Source organism: Leptospira dzoumogneensis, assembly GCF_004770895.1.
GTDB classification, from domain to species: Bacteria; Spirochaetota; Leptospiria; order Leptospirales; family Leptospiraceae; genus Leptospira_B; species Leptospira_B dzoumogneensis.
The window spans coordinates 27,867-45,493 of record NZ_RQHS01000012.1 but is presented as its reverse complement, the minus strand read 5'-3'; the positions used below and the strand labels follow the sequence as shown (position 1 = coordinate 45,493).

Genomic DNA, 17,627 nt, shown 5'->3' with positions numbered 1-17,627 from the left:
ATTCAAAAAGGATAAATAATGGCAAGAGTTCAACTGGATCTGCCCGAAAAATTGGCTTGGTCCACCAGCTTAAATATCAGGATTTATGATACAAATTTTGCGGCACATTTAGCTCATGACAAAGTGGTTTCTCTTTTACATGAATCCAGAGCGAGATTATTCAAAGAGAAAGGATTTTCTGAATTGGATGTAAACGGATATGGCATCATTCTCACAGATCTGGTAGTGGAATATAAAGCAGAAGCGTTTTTCGGAGACCAGGTCAGAGTGGAGATCGGAGCGGGAGATTTCAGCGCAAAAGGCTGCGATCTATATTATAGAATGATCCATACGGACGGACCGATCAACGGCAAGATCGTATGTAATGCAAAAACTGGACTCGTGTTCATGGATTATGCTACTAGAACAGTTAGTAATATTCCGGATGTTTTTAAATCCTGGTTCTAAAGAGTGCACTAAAACAAAGTATATCTCTTTTTTTTAATTTGACTTTTTCTTTTTATCCGAGTGATAAGTCAGCGCAAAAGAGATACATTGTTTTAATTCTTTTTCCGGGATCTTAGTATTTTCAGAAAATATAATACTTCTATTTCCTTCGAAATGGAATGTTTTAGGGTATAATTTTCTAAATCTGGGGATCAGATCCGTTTGGCAATGAAAGAAGATCGCATATTCTTTCGACTCCCCTTTTAGCGCGTCTATTCGGATCGTAGTTCCACTTTTGGATTCGGGAGTGATATAACTGGGTTGTCCCCATTTTAAGACTTCTTCTATCTTACCGACTCCTTGGATCTCTTTTGCAGTTTCGAATATAAGTTCTCTTAAACGAAATAATTTCTCTCTCATAAAGGGGGAATATTCTGAGAATGTTTCCGCTACATCTGAATTAGTGAATTTTTGGAACTGATCCTTTTTTTGGGCCATGGGTATTTCTTAGGTAACCCTTGTAGGAATTCCTACAAGTATAATATTCTAAACATGAACCGCACATGCTTGTGCACATCTGATCCCGTCCATAGCGGCGGACACGATCCCACCTGCGTATCCGGCTCCTTCTCCGCAAGGATACAAACCTTTGATACGAATATGTTCCAAAGTTTCAGGATCTCTTGGAATACTGACGGGAGAAGAAGTCCTAGTCTCCGGAGCATGGACCACTGCCTCGTTAGTCAGATATCCTCTCATAGATTTATTAAATTCTTTGAATCCATTTTGTAGCGCATTCATCACAAATTTAGGAAGAACAGAAGAAAGATCCGCAGATATAATTCCGGGAGGATAGGAGGTTTTAGGAAGATCTGCAGAAATTTTACCTTCTACAAAATCCACGAGTCTGGCGGCAGGAGCAGTTTGGGTTTTTCCTCCGGCGATCCAAGCCTTCTGTTCTATTTCTTTTTGGAATTCCATCGCAGCCAAAGGACCGAATTTTTGGAAAGGTAGAAAGTCCTCTTGCCTTAGTTCCACCACGATCCCGGAATTTGCAGTAGGCCTTGCTCTTTTGGAAGAAGACCAACCATTTGTCACAACCTCTCCAGGTTTTGTAGCGCAAGCCGCAATCACTCCTCCGGGACACATACAGAAGGAATACACTCCCCTACCTTGGATCTGTTTTACAATACTATAAGGAGAAGGAGGAAGAAAAGGCCCTCTGTCTGCGCAGCTATACTGGATAGAGTCTATTAAAGATTGTTTATGTTCTACCCTGACACCTACAGCGAGCGGTTTTAAATGGATCTCGATTCCTTTATGATGCAATAACTCGAATATATCTCTAGCGGAATGTCCGGTAGCCAAAATCACTTTGTCGGAAAGAAAACGATCCCCATTCTTCGTGACGACACCCTTGATAGAATTACCTTCTAAGATCAGATCGGTCACTCTTTGGTTGAAATGGACTTCTCCGCCTCTTTCTTGGATGGTTTCTCTCATTCTACGAACGATACTAGGAAGTTTATTTGTACCTATATGAGGATGAGCCTCTATTAGAATATTAGGATTTGCTCCAAAACCTACAAGTAATTCCAGAATGCGGCGGACATTCCCTCTTTTTTTGGACCTTGTATAAAGTTTCCCGTCTGAATAAGTGCCTGCTCCACCTTCCCCGAAACAATAATTGGAATCCTCATCCACGATATGATGAGCGTTGATATTTTGAAGATCTTTAGGCCTTGATTTAACGTCCTTTCCTCTTTCCAGAACGATAGGTCTCAAACCGGATTGGATCAGTTCCAAAGCGGAGAATAAACCGGCGGGCCCTGCTCCGATCACGATCACTTCTTTAGAATTTTTGACATCGGGATAATCAGGCAGATGGATCTCTTCTGCCACAAATTCTTCGTTGATATAAACTCTGACTTTGAGATTGACGAAGACGGTTTTTTGTCTGGCATCAATAGAATGATTTAAGACCTCGATATGTTTAATATCCGATAAAGAGATCTTTTTGGATTTGGAAATATATTCTGTGAGTCGATCCGATTGTTCGGCGATCTCAGGCAAAAGCCTAAGTTCTAATTCTTGGGTCATAGTTCAGGACCAAAAGTTTTAGGATTTGTATGTATTGGAGTTAAAAAAGAAAGTAAGATGGAGGCAAGGAATTTTAAGGAAGATTTGGAATAAATGGAAAGGCTTTATAACGAAAATGAAGATTCCGGGGGAAGATCAAAATTAGAATCGCAAAAATCCTAGATTTATCACTAAGTTGGTAAACCAGGCAGATCCTTGAAAATAACGGACAGACAAAAGAAAAAATTCTTAAAGTCCCTGAAACAGGCAAGGATCGAAGCAGGGCTCACTCAATCAGAAGTCGCCGAGCAGATTGGGGCCAGTCAAAGTTTCATTTCTAAAATAGAGTCAGGAAGTATCTCTTTAGAAGTGGAGATATTCTTAAAGTTATATCAATTATACGAAAAGCCTGCGGTATATTTTTTCTCCGCATTCTCCCGGAAATAAAAACTCATTTTGGGACTTCTCCCCTATTCTTAATAAACTTTTGGATGATCTCCAACTGGGAATCGGAAACGAATAGATCGATCCCGTCATTCGCACTATACAATCTATATTGAAGCGATTTCGCAGAAAGAATATCATTCTCCATTTCTTTCGTAAAAGTCAATCTACCGGAAAGAATATTAGAAGTTAATGTAGAAGTCCTGGTGTTAGTCATAGGAACCGCGCCGTAACCGTATCCAAAACCGATTCCGGACCCCATAACTGTAGGAACTTGAGTGCGAACGGTTACTTGATTTGCGGAATAATTCGAATCGGATAGGAGTAGTTTCGTAGATTTGCGATCAATTTTTATATAAGCTTCCTGACTTAAAGAGGCAAGAGTTTCAGAACCTTGGAGTCTGATGATCAGAACGATTTGTGAAATCACACCATTCTTAATCTCTTTCGCGTACTGACCGCCGTAAGAATAAACGTTTTTGTTCGGGTTGTCTACCTTGGCCTCGTGATCCATGTCCATTTTAACTACGGTAACATCTCTAAAGGGATCTTGGACAACTTGTATCGTAGTGCCGCAACCGACATATAAGAATAGAAAACAGAATATTAAGGATTTATACTTCAAATCGAAAGAACAGTCACGATACAAATTTTTCGTCGCCCGAATCATCCGCATCGTGACTTCTCTATTTATTTCTGTAAAGGAGTTACTTCTCTCAATTTAGGAAATCTAAGATATAAGCCCGCCCATAAGATGATTCCCAAATAAATAGGAAATAAGATATGAGAACCTAAAGGATTCAAAACTCGAACATGAGTGGCAACCGCTCCACCCAAATAACCGGTGAGTAAAGTTGCCCCTAAAACTGCAGTTCTAGGAAACGCGTATAACAAAGTGCTGACGATTAGGATCGTTCCCAAGTAAGGCATTACCTCAGTCGGATAGCCGAGCTTAGCTCCTTCTGCCTGAGCTTCCGGCGGCATTTTATCTAAGAAAAATTTTAATACACCATCAAAGAGTAGAAAAAGTACAACTAATCCACTGAGCACTCGACCGGTCCAGAGCTGGCCTTTCGAAACGTTTTCAGATCCCATTCTATATTTCCTCCAAATGAGAGGGCAATTCTAGGATTTTCAGCGGAAAAATTCAAGAACTATTACAAGAATTTTGAATTCGATTTCACAACAATTGAATGTTTGTAACAAAGACGACTACTCACCGCTGGTAAATTTTTGGAAATTATTTCTTTTTCGTTTTTTTAGGGACCTTCTTCTTAAATTCACCTACTCTAAATTTTACGATCTTACGGACCAGATCGAAAGGTAAAGATTGATCGATCGGAAATTGAACGGAACCTTTTGCATTTTTGTATTTATCGATCTCTTTCTTAAATTTAGCGATACCGCTTGCTCCCGGATAAAAACCGATATGATTTTTATAAGCGGCAAAATGTACCAAATTTCCATTCAGGTAGAAAGTCGGGATCTGATAGCTGATCTTCTCGCTTGCTTCCGGAGCTTCTTCTCTAATCACTTTCCGGAGTTCCTGAAGAATGGACTGGACCTCTTTCGGAAAAGTTTTGATGTACTCGTCGATCGATTGGAATGTGCTTTTTGTTTTATCCATAAATAGGCCTGAGATATTTGACCGGAAGAAGGTCCGTTCGATCTAATTCACTTTTTCTTAATGATCAATATACCTGCAAGATAACTTGTAGGTATATAAGCACCCGCCAGATCTAAAACATTGAACCAAGCAGGTGCAGGAAGCATTAGGATATTAGTAATACCGCCCGCAAGAAAAAGAACGCCGATCCCTAATGCAAATTTGATTTTATGACTCGCCGCAATGCCAGCTGCTACCAAGGCTCCCACGAAAGTTCCAAGAGCATGTGCTAAGAAAGGAAATATAAAATGTCTAGGTTGGAATAAATGAATGGATGCCTTTAATCCTTCCATCGTAGTCACATCAGCACCTTCAGGAGGAGGAATAATATGCCCGCTGATCGTAATAAGTCCCATATTTACTACGCTTCCAAGAAGAAAACCTGCAATCACGGCTAAAGTATTTATAACATAAGGATTCATGATCTAATGCTCCACCATTCAAAAAAATAAATGATTTAATAGGCTCATTAAAACAATGCAAGTGTAAAATTACTTTGTTTATGCGGGTGAATTATAGGAAAAAAATTCCCAGGTGCTTTGCATGGCCCCTACTTTCTTATATAAAGCCTGAGCAGTTAAATTACTTGGAGCAGTCACCCATTGTAGTCTAACAGCTCCTTGAGATTTTGCATATTTTGCACAATGATTAATAAGAGATTCGCCTATTCCCTGCTTTCTGAATTCATCCAAAGTAAAAAGATCATTCATAATAGCTACTTTGCTTATAATGCTGGACGCATATGAGAAATATACGGTAGCAAAGCCGGCCATTCTTCCTTCTGTCCTATATCCGAATAAACAACCTAAACTGCTGCCTTCACCAAACTGAGAGAAAAATATTCTATTCTTCTCATTATCGATAGATTCTATTTTGTAAAATTCTTGGTATTTGCGGATCAAAGGAAGAACTTCGTCCAGATTTCTATTTGAAATGGCTTCTATGCTCATGTGATCCTTAGAGATTAGTTATGGTTTCTTGCTGGGTTTCAAATTCTGCCGAGCCGCATCCATGAGTCTTTTTGGAGCAACTCCACAATAAGAAACCGCTAACATATCTTTAAATAAAGATAGATCAGTAGATTTCATTTCCACACAGGTCCAACCCTGCTGTCCCCATTTATTTTCTATAGGATAAACGGAGCCCTTAGATGCTGCTGAGAAGAAATCTTGGTCGTTCCGATCAAATTTAAGAACTATCTTCTTATTCTCCTGATCAACCGTTGCAAAAATTTTTTTACTCACTCTAAATGAAATTTTTTCAAAATGAGGTTCTTCTTTTGCTTCCGGAAGAGCTAATGCAAGTTTTCTTACTTTGTCTAAGGATATCATTGGGTTTTTACTTATAATGTATATATTCGGTCCTGTTTCAATTTTTCTTTAAAACGACATTAAATGATACCGAAAATGCTTTCCTATGAAGAATAGTCTGTTAGATTCCCTAAAATGGACTCAAAACAAATCACTATTCAGGCTGCGATTGCAGCAGACATTAAAAAAGCATGGGACTATTACACCAATCCGCAGCATATTATCAATTGGAATTTTGCAACTGACGATTGGCAATGCCCTTGGGCAAAAAATGATCTGAAGCCGGGCGGCAAGTACAGCGCAAGAATGGAAGCTAAGGATGGAAGTTTCGGCTTCGAGTTTGAAGCAATTTACGATACAGTCGTTGATCAGAAAAATTTTGCTTATACGATGGGAGATGGTAGAAAGGCAGCAGTTAACTTTGAGAATAAAGATAACAAAACTATTGTAACAGTAATTTTTGATCCGGAATCATTAAACCCCATTGAAATGCAGAGAGACGGCTGGCAGGCGATACTTAATAATTTCAAGAAGTATACAGAGGCCAATTAATAACGGACTCTTTGTTCGGATAATATAAATCTCTTATTTTTCAAGGCAGCATGTATTAGATTGAATACTGCTGCCTTTATTTTACGATATATCTATTGGCCCGCAGGTGGTTGCCAGAGTTCAACCTTGTTTCCTTCCGGATCCATGACCCAACCGAATATCCCGTATTCAGATTCTTCTACCTTCTCCAGGACTTGACAACCTTCTTCCCGAAGTACTTTCAATAACCCATGAAGATCTTCCACTCGATAGTTAATCATAAACGTTGACTTGCTAGGTGCAAAATAAGAACCGTCTCCAACTGACCAAGCAGTTGTGCCATTTGTAGGATTACCGGCAGAATCGACCCAACGAAATGCTGCACCACCCCAAGACTGGACATCTATTCCAAGATGAGTTTTGTACCAGGAACCTAGCTTAGCAGGATCCTTAGCACTGAAGAAAATCCCACCAATACCTGTAACTCGTTTCATAGATGACCTCCAAACTAATAAGTTTTTCCGATGCTACGTATGATAGATCAATCTGCATAACAAAATTTGTGTCTCGATTGATAAGATATTCATGACAAGGACTACAGACGATGATTTGAAATAGCCGGCTAAATGCTATTGACGTATATGAAATTTTTGCTCCAAATAGTTTGCGTTGAACTATACTTTATAAGGAATATCACCATGAGAAAAATTATCGTACTCGAATTTCTCACTCTTGACGGAGTCATACAAGGCCCGGGCGGCCAAGAAGAAGATACAAGTGGCGGCTTTAAATATAGCGGATGGCAGGCACCAATGTTTGATGATCTTACCGGAACAGTCATGCAGAAGCAGATGAACCTTCCGTTCGATCTACTCTTAGGACGTAAAACTTTTGATATTTGGGAACCCTATTGGCCTAAACATTCCGATTTTTGGCCTCCCGTCATGTCGGTCACTAAATACGTAGTTTCCAATACCAGGACCACTAGCGAATGGAAACCTTCCGTATTTTTAAACGGAGACATTGTGGAAAAGATCGCCAAACTCAAAAAAGAAGAAGGACCAAATTTACACGTTTACGGAAGCGCAAATCTAGTACAAACACTCATGAAGAATGATCTGGTAGATGAATTTTGGTTAAAGATATATCCGCTAACGTTGGGTAGCGGGAAACGATTGTTTGAAGGCGGCACAATTCCTGCGACGTTCAAGGTGATTGAAAGCCAAATTTCTTCAAATGGGGTCATTATTGCGAATTATAAACGTGCAGGTGAGGTTAAAACAGGAAGTTTTTAAGACGCACACTATCATCTATATCCATTTTTCCATGTTCAAAGAAATAGAGTGACTGCCAATTTTGAGATACAATAGCTTGTTTACTTGAAGGAGATTCCCAAGGAGGATAGATCCTAAATCCCCTTTTACCCTCATTCTTAGAAGTAATAATTCCTTTTTCAATAAGAAGACTTTTGCTAAAAACAAAATGCCCAATTCTATTCAATTTTCTAACTTCAATGATGATAAGATCAATATCATCGTTTTTATCAAAAGGTACAGTGATCCCTCTTTTATTTCTTTTCCAAAGAGTAACGAAGAACCCGATTTTTTTAGGGGTAATTTTCGCTAATCTGAAGATAGCTTGTTTTTTATCTAAATTAAAAAGAGCGGCATTATAATCTAAGCTTTCTCTTTCTAGCTGATAGCTTTTGATCTCTATATTACAATTTTTAGAGAATAAGAGATTAACTTTACTTAAACTCTCAGGTAGCGATATTATATTATTCATTCCGTTTTTAAGGATCAAAACCCGTTTACTTTTTAAGCTGGGCTAATAATGAAATAAGTTGTTTTCGATCAACAGCAGACATTCCTTTATACAAACGTGCATTCATCTTTCTGCCCGCTCGAATTATTTTTAAACGTGTATTTTTTCCGGACGTCGTTAATCGAACCTGGGATTCTCTTGCGTCCAAAGATGAGCGTTCTTGGATTGCAAGATCTAAATCGACCAGCTTTTGTACTAACGGAGTAACGCTAGATTGGTCCCTAAAGATCTGTTTCGCTATCTCTTTCATAGATTGCGGGTGATCATTTTTAAGAGCGCAAAGAACGGCGCCCATGGCAGGAGTTACATTCGTCAGCCCAAAACGTAAATAATCTTTTTTTACTTCGTCTAGAATTTGATCTCGCAATGCAGTAACCAGGACTAACAATCTATCTTGTTTCATTCTTTTGAAGCCCTTCCTCTACTTTCTTAAGAGCAAGTTTTATATATACTAAAAATTACTTTGAATACCAAGCAATATTGCCAATCAACAAAAGAACTTCTGTGATTTATTATTTACAATAACGATTCTCGATTTTCCACCTTAACTGAGAATTTTTAAAAAGCTTTGAATACCAAGCATTTTGGGGAGAGCCTTTGCATACAAATAATACACTTACGAGAATCATTTATCTAATATTCGCTTTGATTTCTTATATGATCTACCTTTTTAGTACGGTCGTTTTTGTCTTCCGCCTGCTCGATGCCACTCAATTCATGGAGGCCATCACATTCGAATTTCAAATTGGATTAATTGGATCGATTTTTTTAGACATAGCGTTAATCGTAATATTCAGCATCCCTCATAGCGTCATGGCCAGAGAGGATTTCAAAAAATATTGTCGGAGAATGATCCCTTTGCCGATAGAGAGAAGTTTCTACGTTTTCTTAACCAGCATTACTCTAATCTTGCTCTCATGTCTATGGCAGCCCGTCTATTTCGAGATTTGGAATATTAAAACTAATTTCGGAATATATATGACTTATTCCATTTTCCTAATAGGACTTCTGTTGGCAGTTGTTTCTACTTTTTTGATAGATCACTTTGAACTTTTTGGATTAAAACAGGCTTGGAATTTTCCAACAAAAACAGAACCCCATACGACGAAATTTGTCACCCCTTCACTTTATAAGTTAGTACGACATCCGATGATGTTTGGAATGCTCTTGGTTCTATGGAGTACACCTCTAATGAACGCAGGCCATCTTCTTCTCTCAATCGGTATGACCTTATATATCATCGTAGGAACATTATTTGAGGAAAGAGATCTGGTCCGCAATTTCGGAGAAAAATATCTGAGATATAAACGAGTCGTTCCTATGCTTTTACCTTTCTTTACATTCAAACAAAAGATTACAAAAAATTAAATCGGAGGAAAAATATGAAAGCTGATGATACGATAATTCCCAGAGATTTTGCGGTCCACTAAAAACAAACAATGGTAATAACAACCGGCACTGTTTACACTACATGCAAAAACGGCGCTGACTCGGAAGACAAAATTACTTGTTAAGAACTTCTTTTGTAATGAAGCGCGGTAATCCCAGATTGTAAAGTTTCCGAACCAAGAAAGTCTAACAGAAGTCTTTCTTGTAGTTTGATCGTATCAAATAACTTAGGACCTTTTCCGGCAATCACCGGATGAATTACAAAACGATATTCATCAATTAAATTAAGTTCCGAGAGTTGAGAAGCGAGACTCAAGCTACCCACAAAAATATCTTTTCCTGACTGCTTCTTCAAAGCAATTACTTCGTCTGCAAGACTTTCACGCGCCAGTCTAGTATTCTGGTCATCAACTTGTTTTAATGTATTGGAGAATAAGATCTTCTCAAGCGAAGTGAACACTTGGGCAAACTCATTCGTTATTTCTGACTCCGATTGGCCTCTTGCAACTTCAGGCCAAAAAGGCACCATCAGCTGGTATGTGATACGCCCATAAAGGATGACACCTGCAGTACGAAGTAGATCTGTGAAGTATTTGTGCAGCCCATCGTCGGGGACCATGTCCATGTGGCTGCAACATCCATCGGTAGTAATATTAATCGCAAAAACAACTTTTCTCATAGGTCTTACTTATATATTGTCCGAACGGAAAGCTGGAAAGCATTGTTTAAACCCGATCGAAAAAAGAAATATGGTCTTTTATGTATATCTGAAACTATTTAAGATAAAATTAATCATAATACGGTTATAAACTGTTATTGATCTTATTATACTTATTTCTATTGCAAAATCGATGTGTAATTTGAGCATTCTCCAATTTCGTCGACCCACCTTTTGAAAACGGCAATATATGATCTACTTCCGCATCATCAATAATCATAATACGTTGGTTACATAATTTGCATGTGGAATCTACTGAGAACAGGTCCTTTTTCACCTTATATGAAAATGTACGTTTTTCTTTCTGCTCTGAAATTAAATTCTCTAAAATCTGGGACCAAACAACAAATCGCTTCTTAGTACTTTCGGAATCACTTGTTTTAGTTTCAATTGCATCGATGAACTCTTCATTATTTGACATTAGATCAATTAAACTTTCTCTAATATCATCAGCATATTTCATGATGGTATTTTTCGAGTAATTATTAAAACAAACCATTACTATATCGAATATTGCCATATTAATGCGGCTTGCTCCCCAATTTCCATTAGGATTCTGATCCGAGTGACCTGGTTTAAATCTTCGAAAAGCGTTTTTCCCAAAAACCGAGTAACATAAATCTACAGATTTTGAAAATTTATCTTTAAATTCTTGCCTTTTCTGTTCACTCAAGTTTTTAAAATCGTTAAGATGCGAATTACAAAATTTCTTCATCGAAGGCCGATAATTTAAATATGATCTTTCCGTTAATGCAAAATACCTAAGGATCATACCTCTATATATCATTCGCTTTTTATAATTCGGCTTGTTGATTATTTCATTAAAATGTTTATTTTCGGAAAGTTCAGCCAATAATTCAATATATGGGCCTCGATAGACGGAATTTCGAATTTCATCTTCATTTAACTTTACGGACCCAGTATTTAGTCTTTCAAAAATTTCAAACTTAATGTCCGGATCCGATTCCTTCTTAATTATTATCGAATGAATAGTAGTAGTTCTAATTTTATGCTGATCTTTCTTATCTAGTTCATTAAAACTTTTTCGATTCAATTCCGGAAATATTTTTAAACCGTTAAGTTTGAATTCTTTTCCATCAGGAAATTTTCCTTCCAAAAATGATATAAATGTAGTTAGGCGTTGCTGTCCATCAATCACACTATAGGATCCATTCTCTTCTTCAGCTAAGTATATAACAGGTATAGGGACGTCCATTAATATGGATTCTATTAATCGGCTAGATCTTTTGGGATCAAAAACATATTCTCTCTGATATTCAGGTTGTAAGATAAGTTCAGAATCCCCTTTCATCGTAAAAAATTCTCTAATACTATAGTCTTTGGGCTGCCATATGATTCTTCTATTTTTGGGAAAATCTTCAAAGACTTCGCTGTCTTCTTCTTCGTAAAAGTCCGTTATCTCATTTTCATCGTAATTACTCATATATATGATTCTCCTTTTAGATACAATCAATCGGTAATGGTGTATAATGGACTAAAGATGTCCAATGTTTGCGGTTGGTACGAGTTTGTTTGAGCAAACGCGAGCGAGTGAAGCGGAAGCGCTGACAAGTTATACGAAGGTGCCAAGAATAAACTTTAAAATCTATCAATTGAAACTAAATGAAATAATACACCAAGCCCATCGTCACCGTATTCATCGCTTTTCCCAATCAATTAAATCAGAATGTTTTGACAATTCTTCGATGAGCAAAGTCGGACTTTTATCAAATAAACGCAATTCCCTATCATTAATAGGAATGGCTGGTAAAAACCTGATATATGAGTTACTTACTTTTAACTGACCAGCAAGTTTAGGCGACTGCGAAAGTTGCTCACAAAAGAAGAAGTGTGGTGGATAACCTGGAGCATACACTCCATTATACTCAACCGAAGGCCTTCGAGATTCATGACTAGCTATATCAATATTACTTACAACAATATCACGAATCAATTTGACAAAGTCCTCTTTATTCTTCTCTGGAATAGTTATGGTCAATTCAAAGCCGCTTTTTTTTCCTCGCCACATTGTATAAATATAGGGGTGAATACCAAAAGTAACCAATGTAACAAGGCTCTTCGAAGGAAAGTCGTGGATAGAAATAACTGCATACGGTGGATCATTTTCCAATTTTGCTTCTATTCCTGTCATTTTTTTTAAAAATTTTAAGTAATCCGATAACTCAATTTCGTAATTTATCATACTTCTCTTTGTCTACCTGAAATATCTTAGAAGGAACATTTTTGGCACTTTCGCATAACGACCAAGGTGTTCCGACGTTGGCGCACTGAACGAAGTGAAGACAGGCATGAGAATTGCCATTGCAATTCGAGTGACTGAGCCAATGTGCCGCAGGCCGAGCGAGAGTGCGAAGCATCTCGAAGCGATGCGTCAGAGCCGAAAGTTAGACGTAGTGAACATGACTATTTGTTAAGATCTTCACACATCTTAGCTTTTTCTTCTTTGCACCCTATTTCTAAATACTTCATATAGTTTTTCTTGTCACCCAACTTATCGTAAGCAATAGCGATATTAAGGTATAAAACAGGAGCATTTTCTATTTTTAATATTTCTTCCCAGTATAGAATCGCTGACTCATAATCTTTTATTTCCATACTAAGATTGGCAACAAGATCCATTGTTTTAATATCATTATATGAAGTTTTAATAACGTTCTTAAAACTCTTTATAGCATTTACATAATCCTTAGTTTCTAAATACAAGTAACCAAGATTTCTATGTGGACCAGGATCCATTGGCATCATCTGAATCGCTTTTTCAAAACTCTTTTTAGAGGATTTTAGATCCCCAAATAAAGCATATGTCACGCCTATGCTGTCATAGAGATTATAAGAATTAGGATATTCTTCGATTAAAAGTTTAAAACAATTAATCGATTCTTGAAATTTTTTGCTTTCTGAAAGTTCTATGCATTTCTGTTTTCCTTTCTCTTGATCTTCTTTAGAAAAAATTGGCAGCGAAAAACAGATAATAAGAAATATTAGCTTGGTTTTTATGTTATACATACTTTTTAAATCTTTACATTAAAAATAATTTCATTTTCATTGCGTCTAACGACGCATGATTGTCGACGTTGGTCGTAGGTGAGCCTCGAAGAGGCGTTACCGTCGGCGCGCTTTTTGCTTTTGCAAACAAGCGTGACGGAGACCAATGTGGCGTAGCCCGAGCGAGTGAGTCGCGTTAGCGATCCATGAAGCGACGCACCAGAGCTGTTAGTTAGCCGACCGTGTGCTCCCATTGAAAGTTAATATGTAAGTTGAAATAACTTTTCACTTTCTAATTTAAAATTTATTATAAGTTCTTGCCCAGATTCTTCTAATTCAGAATTTAAAATACCATTTTCGCCTATTAGTTTAAATTTGAGTGATTTGGAATTAAAAATTAGATTTAATAACTCTCTGTCTGCTTTTAATGACATTCGTTCAGTTATCACACCATATTTTCCAGATCTATGGTATCTCGTACTTTTATGCAAAACTAGTAATTCTTTTTCGACTCCATCTACTAACATAATCAACTTTCTAACAATTATTAAATTTTGACCTTCATAGACAAAATTCATTCTAAACTCATAATCCAGCTCTTTTCTTAGGATCGCTAAATTTAGTTCTCCACCATCAGTCAAAGTAATATCAACAGTCAATTTCTTCGGCTGAGGAAAATACTCTATTTTATTAATGTATTTATTCTGGAACGCTAAACAATTCGAGAACGAAAATATTAGTAGGAACAGGATTTTTATCCTTATATTGCTTAACTTCATATTAAAATATATTTTTAGCGCATGTCGGCTAACGACCAAGGTGTTCCGACGTTTGCGATGGCGCGAGTTTGCTTATGCAAACGAAGTGACAGAAGCAAAATGTGGCGTAGCCCGAGCGAGTGAGTCGCGTTAGCGATCTCCGAGCGTAGCGGAGGCGCCGACAGTTATACGAAGTTGGGCAACGAACTCAGCCCGTTCTTTGTAGCGTTTGAATATTATTTAATTTGAGTTTAAGTTTCTCTTTTTGTTTTCTGATTTCTAAGTCATTTTGAAGATTTATCCAAAATTTATCAGACATTCCGAAAAACTTAGCTAATCTCAAAGACATATCTACTGTGATTTTGCGCTTATCGTGTAAAATCTCCAATACTGTAGAGGTTGAAACATGTAGCTCTTTTGCTAGTCTATACGGAGTTACTTCTAACGGATCCAAAAACTCCTCTCTGAGGATTTGAGAGACTGTTGGTGTGGGAATTCTTTTCGTTTTCATAGTAAGTCTCCTCAATGATAATCAACTATAGACACATCAAAGCAATTTCCCTCAGAGAATTTAAATGTGATTCTCCACTGGTCATTTATCCTGATAGAACAATAATTCTTTAAGTTACCTTTTAAATGCTCAAATCGATTAGCAGGCGGACTTTTTAAATCTTCTTCTTTTTCAGCATTTTCTAAGATCAGAAGTTTGATTAATGCCCTACTCTGTATTTCCGGAGGTATTTTCTTTGAAAATTCTTGATGAAAGATCCTTTCAGTCTCTTTATCTCCGAAAGATTTGATCATTTAACCATATATTCGCCATACAGATATATCTGTCAATCGGATATATATACCGTATCTACTTATAAGAGAAAGTCTTTGCCCAATTTCGTATAACGACCAAGGTGTTCCGACGTTTCGCAACGGCACGAGTTTGCTTTGCAAACGAAGTGACGGAAGTAAATGTGGCGTAGCCCGAGCGAGAGTCGCGAAAGCGATCTCGAAGCGACGCGTCAGAGCCGACAGTTATGCGAAGGTGCCAACATATTTAAGTAGATTATTTTAATAATCGAGCTGAATGATGAATAGTAACAATTTCAATATTTTGGGAATTGCCAACTCTATAGACTATTCTATAATTTCCAGAAAATCGTTCCCGGAGATTTTCAATATTGAATTCAGGAACTACCCTACCCATTAATGGAAAGGTTGGTATATTCTCTACAACATCTATTATTTTATTTACAACGTTTAACGCGTAAACTTCAGAATCCTTAGCAATATAATCGTAAATATCTTGTAAATCCGATTTGGCCCTATAAGACCAAATTATCTCTTTCGCCATTTAGTTATTTCTTCTAAAACTTGTTTATGCGAAATCGTTTTATTGCTATCTAAATCTGATAAGCCTTCCTGAACTTTCTTTGAGAAAAAAAGCTCCTCCATGATATCATCAAATGATGAATCATCTGGCAAATTCTCGATAAGATTAAGAGCCTGTTGCTTTGTCGAAGACATGATTTATATTTAGGCTTTCAATCAATTATTGTCAAATAGAATTTAGACGACTTATTAGTCATCAAACACTGCCTATCTTCTTTAAACTATTTTATATATGCAGAATTATTTTTTTGGCACTTTCGTATAACGACCAAGGTGTTCCGACGTTCGCAACGGCGCGAGTTTGCTTTGCAAACGAAGTGACGGACGCGAATGTGGCGAAGCCCGAGCGAAAGGTGCGAAGCAGCCTTGAGCGGAGCGGAGGCACCGACAGTTATACGCCGTGCTTTATTTATTAACTAGCTTGAAGTTCTTGAAACTTCTTAATCGTTTTTAGTTCACTTTTAAGCTCATACTGCTTAATTTCTAAATCATAATGGGCCTGTATTGATAACCAAAACTCTGGAGAATTACCAAAAAATTTAGAAAATCTAAGTGCAGTGTCTGCAGTAATAGAACGACGACCATGAACTATTTCACTAATTCGTTTCTGATCAATATGAGTTGATTGAGCAAGCTTATAGGCAGTTATTCCCATGGGTTTCAAGAAATCTTCTAACAAGATTTCGCCGGGATGGATATTCATTAATTCTTTATTCATCACTTATTCTGCCTAATGATAATCGACTATCTCAACATTTGAAGCATTCCCATTTTCCCAAGAAGAGCATATCCGATATTGCATATTTATACTTAGCCTTGCCTATCCCCAGACAATGCATGAAGTCTATTTCCGAGAGGAATTTTTAAATCTTCAATATTCTTTGCGCTATCTATGTGAATTAATTTCCTTCTAGCTGTTCTCTGAATTTCTTTCGGAAACTTTTTAGAAAACTTACCTAACCAAATAATTTCAGATTCTTTATCGTAGAATGATAGAATCACAACCTATAATAGCGCTGGTCACCACTGGTGTCAATCACCATTATTTATAAATTTCTATAAAATTTTACAAATCTTGTCAAGTGCAGAGCTAATGAATTTTATTGCTTTAAATGATATTTAAAGCATGGCGTATAACGTCCAACGCTTGCCGACGTTGGCGACTCTGAGCCTCCGCAGGAGGCGTTAGAGACTGGCACGAGACTTGCCTTGCAAGGCGAGTGACAGAAGCCAATGTGCCGAAGGTCAAGCGAGGGTTGCGAAGCAAGCCCGAAGCGCAGTGGCAAGCTGTTAGTTATACGCAGTGCCCGTTAATTTAGGCCAATAATTAACCGCAACCCTTCTTCAACATCAGCCATCTTGCCTGCTTTCAATTTACCAACTTTATCAAGAAATCGTTCCTTATCTAAAGTTACTAATTGAGAAACATTTACAACTGAGTCTTTTGAAAGATTAGAATCTTTTTTAGATAGAATTACATTCCCAGGAGCTTCTGCTAAATTCAAATTTGATGTAATTGAAACTACAATTACTGTATTAATGTTACTTTCATTAAAAGAATCATCTTGTACTATTAAAACAGGACGCTTAAAGCCAGGTTCACTGCCGAATGGAATTCCTAAATCCACCCACCAAATTTCACCACGAATCATTCTTTAAACTCTTGCGCAGTGATTCAACAGATAGATTATTGATACTGTCTTTCGAGCTATCTTTTCTATTTGTATAAATTTTATTTAATCTTTCGGTCACTGATTCTTTACTATGTAATTGAATAAACTCTTCTAATGCCTTTGCAAAAAGTTGGCTTCGAGGAATCCCCAGCCTTTTGGCGGTTTTTTCCGCTGTTTTAAATAAATCATCAGGAATTGAGACAGCAGTCTTCATAAAATAAGTATAACTCGAGTTATACCTGGGTCAATTAAAAATTCTATCAATTTGCAGAAATTTCGTTTCCCTTGAATAAAGACAGATGCACGGGCATTACGCCTAACGACCAAGGTGTTCCGACGTTTCGCAACGGCACGAGTTTGCTTTGCAAACGAAGTGACGGAAGCGAATGTGCCGAAGGCCAAGCGAGCGAGTCGCGAAGC

Annotated in this window: 28 protein-coding genes and 1 pseudogene; 5 read left to right on the top strand and 24 right to left on the bottom strand. The window is 37.4% G+C overall.

Annotation, left to right across the window (positions count from 1 at the left end; all coding sequences use genetic code 11):
* The first annotated feature begins 18 nt into the window (after positions 1 to 18).
* The gene (locus EHR06_RS08045) at positions 19 to 447 is read left to right on the top strand and encodes an acyl-CoA thioesterase (RefSeq protein ID WP_135756521.1); all 429 of its coding nucleotides are present in this window, start codon (positions 19 to 21) and stop codon (positions 445 to 447) included.
* A 33-nt stretch (positions 448 to 480) separates the two neighbouring features.
* Here the strand turns inward: EHR06_RS08045 and EHR06_RS08040 are convergent, their stop codons facing one another.
* The gene (locus EHR06_RS08040) at positions 481 to 924 is read right to left on the bottom strand and encodes a DUF1801 domain-containing protein (protein ID WP_135756520.1); all 444 of its coding nucleotides are present in this window, start codon (positions 922 to 924) and stop codon (positions 481 to 483) included.
* A 48-nt stretch (positions 925 to 972) separates the two neighbouring features.
* Positions 973 to 2,526 (bottom strand): NAD(P)/FAD-dependent oxidoreductase, encoded by a 1,554-nt coding sequence (locus EHR06_RS08035; protein ID WP_135756519.1) that lies wholly within the window; start codon positions 2,524 to 2,526, stop codon positions 973 to 975.
* 195 nt (positions 2,527 to 2,721) lie between these two features.
* On the opposite strand from EHR06_RS08035, the gene EHR06_RS08030 reads away from it, so the two are divergent.
* Positions 2,722 to 2,952, top strand: a complete 231-nt coding sequence (locus EHR06_RS08030; protein WP_135756518.1) for a helix-turn-helix domain-containing protein — start codon at positions 2,722 to 2,724, stop codon at positions 2,950 to 2,952.
* Between the two features lie 4 nt (positions 2,953 to 2,956).
* On the opposite strand, the gene EHR06_RS08025 is transcribed toward EHR06_RS08030, so the two are convergent.
* The 6 genes from EHR06_RS08025 to EHR06_RS08000 form a co-directional block, all read right to left on the bottom strand.
* Positions 2,957 to 3,619, bottom strand: coding sequence for a hypothetical protein (locus tag EHR06_RS08025; RefSeq protein ID WP_244288544.1), 663 nt, complete (start codon positions 3,617 to 3,619; stop codon positions 2,957 to 2,959).
* 20 nt (positions 3,620 to 3,639) lie between these two features.
* Positions 3,640 to 4,044, bottom strand: a complete 405-nt coding sequence (locus tag EHR06_RS08020; RefSeq protein ID WP_135756517.1) for a DoxX family protein — start codon at positions 4,042 to 4,044, stop codon at positions 3,640 to 3,642.
* Positions 4,045 to 4,189: 145 nt separating this feature from the next.
* Positions 4,190 to 4,576: an iron chaperone gene (locus EHR06_RS08015; RefSeq protein WP_135756516.1), complete on the bottom strand. Its 387-nt coding sequence runs from the start codon at positions 4,574 to 4,576 to the stop codon at positions 4,190 to 4,192.
* A gap of 47 nt (positions 4,577 to 4,623) precedes the next feature.
* Positions 4,624 to 5,037, bottom strand: a complete 414-nt coding sequence (locus EHR06_RS08010) for a hypothetical protein (protein WP_135756515.1) — start codon at positions 5,035 to 5,037, stop codon at positions 4,624 to 4,626.
* Positions 5,038 to 5,115: 78 nt separating this feature from the next.
* Positions 5,116 to 5,565: a GNAT family N-acetyltransferase gene (locus EHR06_RS08005; RefSeq protein WP_135756514.1), complete on the bottom strand. Its 450-nt coding sequence runs from the start codon at positions 5,563 to 5,565 to the stop codon at positions 5,116 to 5,118.
* Between the two features lie 18 nt (positions 5,566 to 5,583).
* Positions 5,584 to 5,946, bottom strand: coding sequence for an MmcQ/YjbR family DNA-binding protein (locus tag EHR06_RS08000; protein WP_135756513.1), 363 nt, complete (start codon positions 5,944 to 5,946; stop codon positions 5,584 to 5,586).
* 114 nt (positions 5,947 to 6,060) lie between these two features.
* Here EHR06_RS08000 and EHR06_RS07995 point away from each other — a divergent pair, with 114 nt between their 5' ends.
* Complete coding sequence (locus tag EHR06_RS07995; RefSeq protein ID WP_135756512.1) at positions 6,061 to 6,477, top strand: SRPBCC domain-containing protein; 417 nt, start codon at positions 6,061 to 6,063, stop codon at positions 6,475 to 6,477.
* 92 nt (positions 6,478 to 6,569) lie between these two features.
* On the opposite strand, the gene EHR06_RS07990 is transcribed toward EHR06_RS07995, so the two are convergent.
* On the bottom strand, positions 6,570 to 6,950 hold the full coding sequence (locus EHR06_RS07990; protein ID WP_135756511.1) for a VOC family protein: 381 nt from the start codon (positions 6,948 to 6,950) through the stop codon (positions 6,570 to 6,572).
* A 204-nt stretch (positions 6,951 to 7,154) separates the two neighbouring features.
* On the opposite strand from EHR06_RS07990, the gene EHR06_RS07985 reads away from it, so the two are divergent.
* The gene (locus tag EHR06_RS07985) at positions 7,155 to 7,751 is read left to right on the top strand and encodes a dihydrofolate reductase family protein (RefSeq protein WP_135756510.1); all 597 of its coding nucleotides are present in this window, start codon (positions 7,155 to 7,157) and stop codon (positions 7,749 to 7,751) included.
* On the opposite strand, the gene EHR06_RS07980 is transcribed toward EHR06_RS07985, so the two are convergent.
* Together EHR06_RS07980 and EHR06_RS07975 are read right to left on the bottom strand one after the other, a co-directional pair.
* A complete protein-coding gene (locus EHR06_RS07980; protein WP_244288543.1) occupies positions 7,732 to 8,259 on the bottom strand; it encodes a MepB family protein in 528 nt (175 codons plus the stop codon). The genes EHR06_RS07985 and EHR06_RS07980 overlap by 20 nt on opposite strands.
* A gap of 7 nt (positions 8,260 to 8,266) precedes the next feature.
* Positions 8,267 to 8,683 carry a MarR family winged helix-turn-helix transcriptional regulator gene (locus EHR06_RS07975; protein ID WP_135756509.1) on the bottom strand — a complete coding sequence of 139 codons (417 nt, stop codon included), beginning with the start codon at positions 8,681 to 8,683 and terminating at the stop codon, positions 8,267 to 8,269.
* A 254-nt stretch (positions 8,684 to 8,937) separates the two neighbouring features.
* Between EHR06_RS07975 and EHR06_RS07970 the strand changes: the two genes are divergently transcribed.
* Positions 8,938 to 9,648, top strand: a complete 711-nt coding sequence (locus EHR06_RS07970) for a methyltransferase family protein (RefSeq protein WP_135756508.1) — start codon at positions 8,938 to 8,940, stop codon at positions 9,646 to 9,648.
* Between the two features lie 142 nt (positions 9,649 to 9,790).
* Here EHR06_RS07970 and EHR06_RS07965 read toward each other — a convergent pair whose 3' ends face one another.
* From EHR06_RS07965 to EHR06_RS07900, 13 genes and pseudogenes are all read right to left on the bottom strand, one after another.
* On the bottom strand, positions 9,791 to 10,348 hold the full coding sequence (locus EHR06_RS07965) for a dihydrofolate reductase family protein (RefSeq protein ID WP_135756507.1): 558 nt from the start codon (positions 10,346 to 10,348) through the stop codon (positions 9,791 to 9,793).
* A gap of 124 nt (positions 10,349 to 10,472) precedes the next feature.
* The gene (locus tag EHR06_RS07960; protein WP_135756506.1) at positions 10,473 to 11,831 is read right to left on the bottom strand and encodes a GmrSD restriction endonuclease domain-containing protein; all 1,359 of its coding nucleotides are present in this window, start codon (positions 11,829 to 11,831) and stop codon (positions 10,473 to 10,475) included.
* A gap of 213 nt (positions 11,832 to 12,044) precedes the next feature.
* Positions 12,045 to 12,590 (bottom strand): suppressor of fused domain protein, encoded by a 546-nt coding sequence (locus tag EHR06_RS07955; protein ID WP_135756505.1) that lies wholly within the window; start codon positions 12,588 to 12,590, stop codon positions 12,045 to 12,047.
* A gap of 221 nt (positions 12,591 to 12,811) precedes the next feature.
* Positions 12,812 to 13,414, bottom strand: coding sequence for a tetratricopeptide repeat protein (locus EHR06_RS07950; protein WP_135756504.1), 603 nt, complete (start codon positions 13,412 to 13,414; stop codon positions 12,812 to 12,814).
* A 239-nt stretch (positions 13,415 to 13,653) separates the two neighbouring features.
* Positions 13,654 to 14,052, bottom strand: coding sequence for a hypothetical protein (locus EHR06_RS07945; protein ID WP_135756503.1), 399 nt, complete (start codon positions 14,050 to 14,052; stop codon positions 13,654 to 13,656).
* A 307-nt stretch (positions 14,053 to 14,359) separates the two neighbouring features.
* Positions 14,360 to 14,662 (bottom strand): HigA family addiction module antitoxin, encoded by a 303-nt coding sequence (locus EHR06_RS07940; protein WP_135756502.1) that lies wholly within the window; start codon positions 14,660 to 14,662, stop codon positions 14,360 to 14,362.
* An 11-nt stretch (positions 14,663 to 14,673) separates the two neighbouring features.
* Complete coding sequence (locus EHR06_RS07935) at positions 14,674 to 14,955, bottom strand: type II toxin-antitoxin system RelE/ParE family toxin (protein ID WP_135756501.1); 282 nt, start codon at positions 14,953 to 14,955, stop codon at positions 14,674 to 14,676.
* Between the two features lie 253 nt (positions 14,956 to 15,208).
* A complete protein-coding gene (locus tag EHR06_RS07930) occupies positions 15,209 to 15,496 on the bottom strand; it encodes a type II toxin-antitoxin system RelE/ParE family toxin (protein WP_135756500.1) in 288 nt (95 codons plus the stop codon).
* Positions 15,481 to 15,669, bottom strand: coding sequence for a hypothetical protein (locus EHR06_RS07925; RefSeq protein WP_135756499.1), 189 nt, complete (start codon positions 15,667 to 15,669; stop codon positions 15,481 to 15,483). Before EHR06_RS07925 ends, EHR06_RS07930 begins: the two co-directional genes overlap by 16 nt.
* A gap of 277 nt (positions 15,670 to 15,946) precedes the next feature.
* Positions 15,947 to 16,252 carry a HigA family addiction module antitoxin gene (locus EHR06_RS07920; protein ID WP_086445628.1) on the bottom strand — a complete coding sequence of 102 codons (306 nt, stop codon included), beginning with the start codon at positions 16,250 to 16,252 and terminating at the stop codon, positions 15,947 to 15,949.
* A gap of 12 nt (positions 16,253 to 16,264) precedes the next feature.
* Positions 16,265 to 16,536 (bottom strand): annotated as a pseudogene (locus EHR06_RS07915) (type II toxin-antitoxin system RelE/ParE family toxin).
* A gap of 308 nt (positions 16,537 to 16,844) precedes the next feature.
* On the bottom strand, positions 16,845 to 17,186 hold the full coding sequence (locus tag EHR06_RS07905; RefSeq protein WP_008595960.1) for a type II toxin-antitoxin system PemK/MazF family toxin: 342 nt from the start codon (positions 17,184 to 17,186) through the stop codon (positions 16,845 to 16,847).
* Positions 17,173 to 17,421, bottom strand: coding sequence for a CopG family transcriptional regulator (locus EHR06_RS07900; protein WP_008588815.1), 249 nt, complete (start codon positions 17,419 to 17,421; stop codon positions 17,173 to 17,175). Before EHR06_RS07900 ends, EHR06_RS07905 begins: the two co-directional genes overlap by 14 nt.
* Positions 17,422 to 17,627: the final 206 nt, after the last annotated feature.